At 34.8% G+C, this 12,660-nt stretch carries 13 protein-coding genes; 2 read left to right on the forward strand and 11 right to left on the reverse strand.

What is annotated here, in order from left to right:
• Positions 1–364: 364 nt before the first annotated feature.
• Genes dtd through rpsO form a run of 9 tightly spaced genes read right to left on the reverse strand, consistent with a single transcriptional unit; the run spans position 365 to position 9,901 of the window.
• The gene (gene dtd, locus K6343_01670; GenBank protein MEF3244681.1) at positions 365–823 is read right to left on the reverse strand and encodes a D-tyrosyl-tRNA(Tyr) deacylase; all 459 of its coding nucleotides are present in this window, start codon (positions 821–823) and stop codon (positions 365–367) included.
• Positions 774–2,828 (reverse strand): bifunctional (p)ppGpp synthetase/guanosine-3',5'-bis(diphosphate) 3'-pyrophosphohydrolase, encoded by a 2,055-nt coding sequence (locus K6343_01675; GenBank protein ID MEF3244682.1) that lies wholly within the window; start codon positions 2,826–2,828, stop codon positions 774–776. Before K6343_01675 ends, dtd begins: the two co-directional genes overlap by 50 nt.
• Positions 2,821–3,336 (reverse strand): adenine phosphoribosyltransferase, encoded by a 516-nt coding sequence (locus tag K6343_01680; protein ID MEF3244683.1) that lies wholly within the window; start codon positions 3,334–3,336, stop codon positions 2,821–2,823. The genes K6343_01675 and K6343_01680 overlap by 8 nt, the downstream gene beginning before the upstream one ends.
• Before the next feature lie 25 nt (positions 3,337–3,361).
• Positions 3,362–4,435: a protein translocase subunit SecF gene (gene secF / locus K6343_01685; protein MEF3244684.1), complete on the reverse strand. Its 1,074-nt coding sequence runs from the start codon at positions 4,433–4,435 to the stop codon at positions 3,362–3,364.
• Positions 4,436–4,449: 14 nt separating this feature from the next.
• Entirely contained in the window at positions 4,450–5,721 is a 1,272-nt protein-coding gene (gene secD, locus K6343_01690; GenBank protein ID MEF3244685.1) for a protein translocase subunit SecD, read from the reverse strand.
• 13 nt (positions 5,722–5,734) lie between these two features.
• Entirely contained in the window at positions 5,735–6,301 is a 567-nt protein-coding gene (locus tag K6343_01695) for a uracil-DNA glycosylase (protein ID MEF3244686.1), read from the reverse strand.
• Positions 6,294–7,523, reverse strand: a complete 1,230-nt coding sequence (locus tag K6343_01700; protein ID MEF3244687.1) for an insulinase family protein — start codon at positions 7,521–7,523, stop codon at positions 6,294–6,296. Before K6343_01700 ends, K6343_01695 begins: the two co-directional genes overlap by 8 nt.
• Positions 7,523–9,631: a polyribonucleotide nucleotidyltransferase gene (locus K6343_01705; GenBank protein ID MEF3244688.1), complete on the reverse strand. Its 2,109-nt coding sequence runs from the start codon at positions 9,629–9,631 to the stop codon at positions 7,523–7,525. Before K6343_01705 ends, K6343_01700 begins: the two co-directional genes overlap by 1 nt.
• 3 nt (positions 9,632–9,634) lie before the next feature.
• Positions 9,635–9,901, reverse strand: a complete 267-nt coding sequence (rpsO, locus tag K6343_01710; protein ID MEF3244689.1) for a 30S ribosomal protein S15 — start codon at positions 9,899–9,901, stop codon at positions 9,635–9,637.
• 166 nt (positions 9,902–10,067) lie between these two features.
• Between rpsO and K6343_01715 the strand changes: the two genes are divergently transcribed.
• Entirely contained in the window at positions 10,068–11,021 is a 954-nt protein-coding gene (locus K6343_01715; protein ID MEF3244690.1) for a hypothetical protein, read from the forward strand.
• Positions 11,022–11,026: 5 nt separating this feature from the next.
• Here the strand turns inward: K6343_01715 and K6343_01720 are convergent, their stop codons facing one another.
• Positions 11,027–11,500, reverse strand: a complete 474-nt coding sequence (locus tag K6343_01720; GenBank protein MEF3244691.1) for an Hsp20/alpha crystallin family protein — start codon at positions 11,498–11,500, stop codon at positions 11,027–11,029.
• 46 nt (positions 11,501–11,546) lie between these two features.
• Positions 11,547–11,729 (reverse strand): hypothetical protein, encoded by a 183-nt coding sequence (locus K6343_01725; GenBank protein ID MEF3244692.1) that lies wholly within the window; start codon positions 11,727–11,729, stop codon positions 11,547–11,549.
• A gap of 316 nt (positions 11,730–12,045) precedes the next feature.
• Between K6343_01725 and K6343_01730 the strand changes: the two genes are divergently transcribed.
• Positions 12,046–12,660: DUF996 domain-containing protein (locus K6343_01730; GenBank protein MEF3244693.1), on the forward strand; the 615-nt coding region annotated here is incomplete at its 3' end.

Consider the following 12,660-nt stretch of genomic DNA (forward strand, 5'->3'; position numbering starts at 1 on the left):
CATACATTTGAGACTCAGGATAATATTTTAACAGATAATTTATTGGTGTCAAATTGTCTAAACTCTTATGATGTCTTTCTGTATTGTACCATACAAGATCAAGCCTTCCCTGTGATTCTTTTAAACAGCTTCTCCATCTCACAATTGTTGCTCTTGACACACTGAAGGCATCTTGAGAAGCCTTAAAACCATACTTTTTTGAGAACTCTATTACCCTTAGCCTGAACTGTGCTTCAACGCTTTCTACTGAACTTTGAAGCTCTTATCAATATTCTCATAGTATCAGTATACAGAGGTAACAGTTTTTTCTTCAACATATTCCACTCTCCTTCTAGTAATATAAGAGTATCATATGTATCGTAACTTATTCAGTCAAATCGTTTTTATGTCTCTCAAGTATTATAGTAACAGGTCCATCATTAACAAGCTCAATTTCCATATGTGCCTTAAAAACACCCGTTTTAACTTTTGGATAAAAATCTTTAACTAAATTAACAAATTTTTCAAAATATTCTTTTGCGGTATTTTCTTCCATTGCTTCTGTAAAGCTTGGTCTATTGCCCTTCTTTACGTATGCTGCAAGTGTAAATTGTGAAACAAGTAATATTTCGCCTTGAATGTCTACAACAGATTTATTCATTTTAAAAAAGTCATCTTCAAAAATTCTTAAATTCACTATTTTATTTGCCATCCATTTGAGTATTTCTAAAGTATCATCCCTTTCTAAAGCAGTTAATACCAATAAACCTTTACCAATTTCAGATACAACTTCGTTATTCACTTTCACTTTCGATGTCTTCACTCTCTGCACTACGGTCCTCATAAACCCACCTTTTTGAAACTCTCACTTTAACAACTTCTTCCAGTGCTCTAATGTTATCTACAATCTCTTGAAGTCTAATCTTGGGATCAATTTTACAACTAAACCTTATGTATGCATGGTCCCTGCCTTTTGCCTTCTTCTTTTTTGAAGAGTGGAAATTTTCAAAACTTATACTACGTTTAGCAAAGATTTCTGCAATCTTATAGATAAGACCAGGCTCATCAATTACTGTCAACCTGAAAAACGCATATAAACTTTTCTCTTTTTCTTTTGTCCAGTAGGCTTCGATAACCTTACCTCCGTTTTCTATGATCTTCAACAAATTAGGACAATCAACTCTATGAATTTTTATACCTCTTCCACGCGATACATAACCAACAATTTCATCAAAAGGTTTTGGATTACAACACTTAGCTAGTGAAATGACTACATTACTTGAACCGTGTATTGCTGGAAAATATTCAGAAGGTTTAGTTTCTTTTGGTTTAAGGCTAATTACTTTAGAAAACTCCTGAGGTTTAGTTTCCTCTTTATGGGCTTCTTCTTCCTTTTTCTTTTCCTCGTAAAGTTTTCTAAAATAAGCCTTTATTCTTGATTTTGCAGAATTAGTTCTAACAAACTGGAGCCAATCAAGTTTAGGGCCTGGTGAAGTTTTTGAAGTAATAATCTCAACCCTATCACCTGTTTGCAATTTATAGTTCAACGGAACAATAGACCCATTTACTTTTGCACCAACGCACTTATTCCCGATATCGGTATGGACTCTAAAAGCAAAATCTACCGGTGTTGAATCCTGTGGAAGTTCTATCACATCACCTTTTGGGGTAAAAACAAGCACTTCGTCAGCAAACAAATCTACTTTAACCATCTCTACAAATTCTTCCGAAGAAAGGACGTCTTTCTGCCACTCAATCATCTGTCTTAACCAAGCAATTTTTGCCTCATAATCCTTGTCAAGACTTTTACCTTCTTTATATTTCCAGTGAGCAGCGATACCTAATTCATCAACTCTATGCATCTCCCATGTTCTTATCTGGATTTCAAAAGGCTCACCAGAATCAGTGATAACTGTTGTATGTAGCGATTTGTATCCATTTGGTTTTGGAAAAGCAATATAATCTTTTATACGCCCAGGAACGAGTTTATACTTATTATTTACAAGCCCAAGCACATGATAGCATGTAGGTATATCATCAACAATAATTCTAAGAGCAATAATATCGTATATTTCTTCAAAATTCTTACGGTCCCTTATCATTTTCTTGTAAATACCGTAGAGATTTTTGGGTCGCCCCTCTACTTCCCCTTCGATTCCATTTTCTTTAAGAAGTTGCTTTAACTCTTTAATGAGTTCATTAACGTATTCTTCTCTTTCTTCTCTTTTTTTGGCAACCTTTCTTGCAATCTCTTTGTATTTCTCTTCTTCTGAATACCTAAAACTTAGATCTTCAAGTTCCCATTTCATTGTGTAAATACCCAATCGATGTGCAAGAGGGACATAGATATCAAGAGTTTCTTTTGCAATCTCAATCTTTTTCTCGTCAGGTAAATAGTTTAAAGTCCGCATGTTGTGAAGTCTATCTGCGAGTTTAATTAAAACAACTCTTACGTCTTGTGCCATTGCAAGGAACATCTTCCTAAGGCTTTCAAGATGGGCGTCTTTTGTAGAACTACTCCTTAAGCCTTGAAGTTTTGTAACACCATTTACAAGAAAGGCAACAACTTCGCCAAATTTTTCTTTAATTTCTTCTATTGAGACACCTGTATCTTCTACGGTATCATGGAGAATTGCCGCTGCATAAGTTTCTTTATCAAGTTTAAGATTAGAAAGAATCAAAGCAACATTAAGCGGATGAATAATATACTCTTCACCTGACTCTCGCTTTTGAAATTTATGTTTTTCTGAAGCAAACTCGTAGGCTTCTTTAATAAGTCTAATCCCCTCGCTATCGATGTGAGGGGATATTTGTTCTATAAGTTCTTTAAAGAGTTCTTCTTTAGTCAAAGTCAACAAGGGAAAATATTGGGTATTTCCCTATTTTCTCTTCTCCTTTCAACCCTTTTAGTATGACAATAAAACCCCAACCAACAATTTCTGCACCAAGGGATTCAACGAGTTCTGATGCGGCAAGTGCAGTCCCTCCTGTTGCAAGAAGATCGTCAATCATTAATACTCTTTCACCCTTTTTAACAGCATCTTGGTGGAGTTCAAGTATTGACATTCCGTATTCAAGTTGGAACTCTTTCCTTATTACCTCATAAGGAAGCTTGCCAGGTTTTCTTATTGGCACAAAACCTGCACCAAGTTCTACCGCAATTGGAGCTCCAATAATAAACCCACGTGCTTCTATAGCAGCAACTTTATCAACTCGATAATCTTTAAATTGATTAGCAATAGATTTCACCGTAAAATTAAATGCCTCTTTATCTCCTATAAGCGGAGTTAAATCTCTAAACAAAATTCCTTTCTGGGGAAAATCTGGGATGTTACGTATAAATTTTTTAAGGTCCATTTCTACCTCCTAACAATAATTATACTCATTTTCTCTTTTTATCATTCTTTTTTGATTTCTTTTTTGTTGTTTTGGGAGGTGTTATTTTTTCTTCTTGTTCCGATTGGACGCTTTCAAATTTCGTAGTTTCTTTAGATTCTACACTACCTGGAGCATTTTCAACAACTGTCACAACACTTTCATTTCTTTCAAGTTCTTTTTGAATTGTTTCTCCTTTAAAAAGAATAAGAAGAGGCGAAGCTATATAGATAGAGGAATATGTTCCACTTATAAGACCAATGAGGAAAGTGGAAGAAAAATCTCTTATTGCAGAACCTCCAAAAATAAGAAGCGCTAAAGATGAAAATAGAGTTGTTATAGATGTATTCATTGAACGAACCCAAACCTCTGTAATACTATCGTTAACAAGTTTCCTAAAAGACTCTTTTAGCCTAAACTTGAGCTTTTCCCTGATTCTATCCATCACTACAACAGTATCTTCAACAGAGTAGGTAATGATAGCAAGAAAAGCACCGATAAAAGGCGCATTAAGTTCAACCCTGAAAAGGGAAAGTAAACCAAGGGTAACAAGAACATCGTGTAAAAGAGCCAAAATAGTTGAAAGAGCAATTTTATACTCAAACCTTATTGAGATGTATAAAAGGACAAATAGAAGTGCAAGTCCAAGGGCAAGGGAACCATTTTTCATTAATTCAGCACCAATAACCGGTGCAATAGAAGTTATCTGGATAGAATCCTTTTTTATTTTATATAGTTTGTCAATTTCATTTTCGATTTTCGTTTGATCCTCTTCTGATATAGTAGTTGTATTAATCTTTACAATAATTTTGTTTCCAAGTGCCTCTTGAACAATTGCATCTTTATAGCCGAGACTGGCAACAATATCCCTTACCTTTTGTGCATCTGGTTTAGTTTCACAGGCTAAGGATAAAACCGTTCCACCCTTAAAATCAATACCAAGATTCAAGGGAGACCCTGTTTTTACCCAGTTAATCCCCATTGAAATCAAACCAAGCAGTATAACAATAATTGAAATAGTAAACCAGATCTTTGACTGCCCAACGATATCCCAACTCTTTATTCTATCTCTAAAACTCATACAATCCTCCTCACCTATATACCCCAAATCCAAGGCTTCTTTAAAGAAGAAGCAGGAAGTAGAATTTCAACCAATAGCCTTGTTACAAATACACCAGAAATAAAACCAGACAAAATACCTATAGTTGTTGTTAAAGCAAATCCTTTAATAATTGTTGTGCCAAAATAGAAAAGTAGTGCAGCACCAACAAGAACTGTAAGGTTAGAATCAATTACAGTCCGTAAAGCATTTGCAAAACCTGCGTTTATGATACTCTTTAAGGATTTACCGAGTTTTAACTCTTCTTTCATCCTTTCAAAAACGATGACATTGATGTCTACTGCCATTCCAAGAGAAAGAACAGCTCCACCAATTGCAGGCAGTGATAGAGTTACCCTAAAGAGAAACAATACGGCAAGTTCCAATGCTAAATAAAATATCAAGGATAAGGCAGAAAGTAAACCTAAATACCCATAGAAAATTATCATATAAATGACAATCAAAGCAAAAGCAACTGCGGCACCTATAAGTGCCATTTTAATGGTATACGACCCTAAAGAAGGACCTACAACTTCTTCTTGGATAAAGTTCAATTTAACTGGTAAAGCACCGCTTCTTAGAAGAGCAGCATAATTAGCAGCTTCCTCTTTGGTAAAATTACCTTCTATTATTCCTTGACCATCGGTAATAGCACTATTCACAACTGGCGCCATAAGAAGCTTATTATCAAGGTAAATTGAAATCGTTTTTCCTATATTTTGCTGTGTAACTTCTGCAAAGATCTTTGCTCCAGTAGGATCAAGTTGAAAGGCAATAACCGGTTGCCCAAGATTTTTAGGATCTTTGCTAAATTCAAGCGTTGCGCTTTTAATATGTTCACCTGTTAACACCACTTTGCCATCTTCAGTTTTGAATTCCAATAATGCCGTTTGCCCAATTAATTCCCTTGCCTTGTTAGGGTCTTTCCAACCTGGGAGTTCAACATCGATCCTTTTCCAATTTGCTCCTCTTTCTTGGACGACTATTGCCTCAGAGACTCCAAGAGCGTTAACCCTTTTTTGAATAACAGAAATAGCAGTTTGCATTGCTTCCTGTGTAACTTTAACATCTCCTGTATCAACAGCCTCAAGCACAAATCTTACTCCACCTTTTATATCAAGTCCAAAGTGTGGCACTATATAACTTTCAAATTTGTTTAAAGTTTCAAGTGGTTTACCTGAGGCAGAAATCGCAGTGTAATCAACGTAAACTGCAAGACCAAATACGATAAGTAGAACAATTAACCATACAAAAAGTTTATTTCTCATCTAAAAAACCTCCTTAAGTTTTAATCATCTTGAGTTCGTTTTTTAACTTATTAAAATCTTCCTCTAAAAGCATCTTATATTCCCCATGGTAAAGAGCAGCAGCAGGATGAAATGTAACAAAAAATTTGTAGCCATCTTTTTCAAAAAATCTTCCATGGACGGCACTTATTTTTAAATTTGGATTAATGAGTGCATTCAAAGGGGTATTCCCAAGAATCACAATAATCTCAGGTTCAATGATGGAGATCTGAGCAAATAGATAAGGAAGACATGCATCGATCTCATTTTGAAGTGGGACTCGATTGTTTGGGGGTCTACACTTTACAATATTCCCAATATAGACGTCGTCTCTTGCAAGTCCAATTTTATTAAGTAGTTCTGTTAAAAATTTACCTGCTGCTCCTACAAAAGGACGACCTAACATGTCTTCTTCTCTACCAGGACCTTCTCCTATAAACATAATGCGTGCGTTAAGAGACCCTTCGCCTGGGACGTAATGGGTTTTATTTTTGTATAGATCACATTTTTTACATTCCTGTATACTCTTAACAAGAGTTTCATACAAAGTCTTTTTATCCATCAAAATCTCCAACTCTTACTACACCGTAATTCCCATCAATCCACTTGCTTAAATAAGCGTTTACTTCATCTTTACTTATTGATTGCACTTCTTTAATGATTGAATCAACATTCTTCACATAACCTTGTAAAAGACCACTTACTCCATTCTTTTGCATGCGTGAGCTATTACTTTCAAGCCCTAATATAAGATTTCCAAGAAGAAAATTCTTGGAGTCTGTAAATTCTTTATCGCTTAAACCTTTTTGTTTTAGATTTTCAAGTTCCTCAAGAGTCATGTCCTTTACAGTAGGACCATATTTTGGAAGAGTAGAAGCATAAATCACAGTTGCACCAGTATCAATAAACCTAACAGGGTAAGCATAGACTGTATACACAAAGCCATTCTCCTCTCTTAGTTTTTGGAAGAGTCTTGAAGACATATTTCCACCAAGTGCAGTTGTAAAAATGGCATGCACATAACTTTCGTGAGTAAAACTTCTCACACCCTTTAGGGTTATTGCAATGTGAAGTTGTGTAGTATCTTTAGGAATTGCTATTTCACTAAAATTGTAAGAAGGAAAATCATTTACGATATTTAAACTGCCTTCTTTAAAATCACCAAAATACTTTTCAAGTAAATCTATAAAAGTTTCTTTGGATAGATCCCCCACAGCCGAAATAAATATGTTATCCTTAACAAAAAACTTATTAAAGTAAGTTTGTAAGTCTTTTTTTGTGATAGATTTGACACTCTCTTCGCTTCCTAAGGGATTTCTTGAAACAGAATGATTCCCAAATACAGATTTTACTGCCTCTGTTTGACAAATGTCTTGTGGGTCATCGTAGTATTCAAAGATCTCTTCCAAAATAACTTGTCGCTCTTTCTCAAGAAGAACACTATCAAAAGTCGGGTTTATTAGAATATCTGAGAGTATTTCAAAACCCCTCTCTATATCCTTACTCAATAACTTTACATAGAATGTGGAATGTTCAAAAGAAGTATAGGCATTGATTTCACCACCAAGACTTTCGATTGCGCTGGATATTTCAAAAGCAGATCTCTTTTTTGTTTCCTTAAAGACCATATGTTCAATAAAATGAGCAATACCGAGTTTATCTTCCTCGTAACGAGCGCCGGATCTAACAAAAACTCCAAGGGCAACAGAAGGAAAACTATGGTTCTCTTCAAGAAAATACCTAATTTGTGACTTAGAGGTGTTAACTTTAGTTATTTCTTGCATTAAACACTTCCTCCACTTTTCTTATCGGCACCAACTTTAATTGAACGAGCTGAAAGTTGAATCTTTCCTTCCTCGTCAATCTTTACAACTTTTACCTTTATCTTTTCTCCTACATGCAGTTCTTTTCTAATATCCTTTATGTATTTATCAGAGACCTGTGATATATGAAGCAAGCCAATATAATTAGGAAGAATCTGCACCAATGCGCCAAAGTCTTTTAACTCCACAATAACGCCTTCGTAAATTTTTCCTTCCTCAGGTTCGGCAATAAGATCGCTAATCTTCGACACTATTGTATTTAAGGTTTTCTCATCAGGTGCAGTAATGAATATTTTTCCATCCGATTCAATGTTTATCTCGGAGTTTGTTGATCCAATAATACTTCTTATGGTTTTCCCACCAGGGCCTATGATGAGCCCTATTTTATCGGTGTTAACCTGCATTATGTAAACTCTTGGAGCATATGGAGAAATACTCTCCCTTGGTGCAGGAATTACTTCCTTAATCTTCTCAAGAATGTATAACCTTGCTTTTCTTGCCTGTTCAAGAGCAATCCTTAAAATATCAATATTGATACCCTTAATTTTTATATCCATCTGTAAAGCGGTAATACCAGTGTCAGTTCCAGTCACCTTAAAATCCATATCACCAAGATGGTCTTCTGCCCCCTGTATATCGGTAAGGACAACAAAATCATCACCTTCTTTGATGAGTCCCATTGCAATACCTGCAACAGGTTTTTTTATAGGGACACCTGCATCCATTAACGCAAGAGTAGAACCACACGTGGAAGCCATTGAAGTTGATCCGTTTGATTCAAGAACTTCAGAAACAACTCTAATAGTGTAGGGAAACTCTTCTTTAGAAGGTATCACAGGAATAAGTGCCCTTTCAGCAAGCGCTCCATGCCCAATCTCTCTTCGTGTTGGACCTCTCATAGGTTTTGCTTCACCAACAGAGAAGGGTGGAAAATTGTAGTAGTGCATATATCTTTTTGTAATTTCTTCCTCTTCTAAGGATTCTATAAGTTGTCCTTCTCCAATACCGCCAAGAGTTGCAATGGAAAGAACCTGAGTTTGCCCCCTTGTGAAAAGTGCTGATCCGTGAGTTCTCTTAAGAACACCAACCTCAATTGAGATTGGACGGATTTCGTTTGGCGTTCGCCCATCAATTCGGTTGCCTTTAAGGGTTTCACTTCTTATGTAGTCTCTTAAAATTAGATCAAAAATGTAATTTACTTCATCTATTTTTTCGGGATACTTTTCCTCATACTCGGTTATTATACCTTTTTTGATCTCTTCAAGTGCTTTCTCTCTTGCCAATTTCTCCTTATTTTCAAGTGCAAGTTTTATCTTATCAAGTATCGAAGATCCAATTTCTGCTTTTAAGGTTTCATCAATAACGATATCTAACACACTTATCTTCGGTTTACCAATTTTTTTTGCAAATTCCTCTTGCACAAGAGAGATCTTTTTTATCTCCTCTAAAGCAACTTCCATTGCTTTTAACATGGTTTCCTCTGGGATCTCTTTAGAGCCAGATTCAATCATTATTAGTGCATCTTTTGTGCCCGCGATGCTTAAATCAAGTAAACTTCTCTCATCTAAAATGTTTTCGTCGGGGTTGATAACAAATTTTCCATCAATCAAACCAACTTTAACTGCAGATACTGCCTCAAAGAAAGGCTCATCAGATATAAGAGATGCAAGAGATGCTGCATTAATACCTAGAATTGAAGGAGAAATCGTTCCGTCTGCCGAAAGCACATATACAACAATATGTACTGGTCTTCTAAATTGGATAGGAAACATAGGCCTTAAAGGCCTATCAATCAACCGTGAACCAAGAATTTCTTCTTCTGTAGGCTTACCTTCCCTCTTATAAAACCCTCCAGGGATTTTGCCTGCAGCATACATCTTTTCAAAATAATCTACAGTAAGAGGAAAGAAATCGGTGGGTTCGGTTGGCTCATCTCCCATCGTGGAGGTTGCAAGCACCTGAGTGCCCCCACATGTTGCAAACACTGCTCCACTTGCTTGTTTTGCTAACCTACCAACCTCAAACTCAATTACTTTTCCACCTACTTCAACACTTATTTTCTCAACCATATCTTACGCTCTCAAATCCAACTCTTTCAAAATTCTTTCGTATCGTTCTTTATCGTTTTCTTTAAGATAGTTGAGTAGTTTACGTCTTTCACCGACGAGTTTAAAAAGACCTCTTCTTGATGAAAAATCTTTTTTAAACTGTTTCAGATGTTCTGTAAGGTTATTAATCCTTAAGGTTAAAATAGCGATCTGCACTTCAGGTGAACCAGTATCACCTTCATGACGTCCAAACTTCTTAAAAATTTCTTCTTTTTGTTCTTTATTAATCATATTTACCTCCTAATAAAATAAAATTCGCTAATAACAGAGGAAACCGTAAGGAGGGCATTACGAATTTCCCTTGCTAAAAGCAAACATATTATACAACTTTTTAAATACTTTTTCAAACATTGCAAACGTATTTGAGAAACGCACATAAAATGGTAAAATCACATGTATGAAAAAATTTGTGCGTTTTATTGAAGACAATACCTCTATTATCATATTTTTAGGCATTCCAATTGGATTAATTTTTAAAGAATTAGCATTTTTCAAACCTTATTTAACTATATTTTTGATGCTGGTGCTATTTTTTACATTTCTGAAAATAGACATTAAAGACGCACTTACTCATATCAAAAGATGGCAGTTGATCCTTTTTATTGTTTTTCTCCACTTGATTTTAATGCCTCTATTGGTGTTTTCAATTTTTAAACTCATAAACGCCCAGGTATTTTTAATTGCTTCAATGTTAATGTTAGCAAGTGTTCCAGCAGGAGTTGCATCAACTGCAATGACAGACCTGCTAAATGGAGACACTCTTCTTTCAACAGTAATTACAATAATAACTCATTTTGTTTCCCCGATAACCATACCTTTCTTATTTTTTATACTTTTAAGAAAAGTCATTCATATGAATTATCTTGATACAGGAATAACTTTAATAAAATTGATATTTATACCGTTAGTTTTAGCAAATGTGTTTAAAGTGCTTTTACCAAAGATAACAAAATCGCTCATAACTTACAACAAGTTTTTTACAACATCTATTATATCCGCACTCGGGGCAGTAATTGTTGCAATCAACCGTAAGTTCATTATTGAACATCCGCAAGATGCAATAATTTACATTCTTATTGCAATACCTGTTTATCTTTCTTTTATTACTATACCACTGCTTCTTACTCCAAATCTAAATCTAAAGGAGAGGATTTCTATTTTTACAACAAAAACGTTTATGAACATAACAATAGGTGTGGTGCTCGCAGTATCATTTTTAGATGCAAAAACATCACTTGTATTAACTCTTGCTCAGATTCCTTGGAGTTTTATGCTTTTCCCATCACAATTAATTGTGAAATTAATAAATAAAAAACCCCCACACAACGTGGGGGACAAAATTAATCTTTAATTAGATTATCCAAGTGTAATTTCTTTTGCTTTCTTACCTACTTCAACTTTTGGGAGAGTTATTTCAAGCACTCCATTCTCGAATTTAGCTTGAGCCTTTTCGGGATCAATTTCAGCAGGAAGAGGAATTGTTCTATAGAAGTTTCCATAAACACGCTCTTCAATGAAGTAATTCTCTTCTTTTTCTTTATGTTCTTTCTTTAGTTCACCAGAAATTGTCACTTTATCAACTTCTATTTTTATTTTAACATCTTTTTTATCTACGCCAGGGAGGTCTGTTTTTACAATAATCTCGGCGTCTTTTTCAATAACATCGGCAGAAGGAACAAAGGATAAACTATAAGTTGCAGGTTCAATTTCTCCACCATGTCGTGGATGTGCTAGCATTGGTCTTGTGCCTCTCCAAAAAGAAGAGAAAATTTCATCAATTTCTCTTTCAAGTTTTTTAATTTCTTCAAATGGATCATAAGTTTTTGCCATATCTATCACCTCCGCTAAGTAAATTATATATAATTTTTTATGTATGTCAATATCCTATTGGTATTTTTAGAAAAATTTTACATTTTTTTGTTGGGTTAATTGCTTCCGTTTTAGAGAGGATGAAGTCCTTAAATAAGTTTGGATGGAACTCCCTCGATATTCTACCGTTTTCCCGTCTCATCCAGAACCCCTTTTTTCTTGTCATCCTGAACCCCTTTTTCTTTGTCATCCTGAGCTACTTTTTTCTTTGTCATCCTGAGCGATAGCGAAGGATCTCATTCTTTTGGGGAGTATCGAGGAGGCTATTCCACTCCCTTGAATGTAAAACGATGGGATTCTTCGTAGGCAAAAATGCAACTCGTCAGAATGACACCATAAAGACAAAAATGCGCCTCGTGAGAATAATCAAGAGGACCTCACCCCAGAAATAACTATTTATGATTTGCTTTGCATTTTAAAACCCTCACAGTAAACTTTAAAAATACAAACCTAAAAATTCATATTTTTTTCATATTCAAGTATTAAAATTAAATGGAGGTGAAAAAATGGAAATAAAAACCATTAAACTACTTGGTGGTATTGGTGTGCTACTTGCAATCCTAAGTACAATTCCTGCAGGTGGCTTCGTATTTGGTTTAACTGGGTTGGTTCTTGTTTTTATTGCAATGTTAGAATTATCAAAGAAGACAAACAATAAAAAGATATACGATAATTTTTTTGTTAGTTTTATTCTTAGTATTGTAGGAAGTGTTTTAGGGGGGATTGCGCTTGTTTCTACTTTTATTCTAAGAGAAATCAGATTTTTTAGAAACGGGAGCTTTTATTGGAATTATTTTGATAGAGACATGGGATTTTCCCCAAAAGAACCCTTCTTAATGCAAAGAAAATGGGATACATTTAACAACCTATCAGTCGGTGCAATAGTTGCCATTGTAATTTTTGCTTTAGTTATTTATGGTATTTTAGTAGCAAGGGCATATTTTCTTAAAAAATCATACGAAGAGGTTGCAAAAGAAACCCAAGTTGAATACTTTAAAACTTCAGGAAACTTTATTTTTATTGGGTCAATTCTTTCAATTTTACTTGTTGGATTTATAGTATACTTCATAGGATATATTTTTGAGATTGTTGCTTTCTTCTCACTGAAAGAAGATTTAAAT

Source organism: Caldisericaceae bacterium (assembly GCA_036574215.1).
Taxonomy (GTDB): Bacteria; Caldisericota; Caldisericia; order Caldisericales; family Caldisericaceae; genus Caldisericum.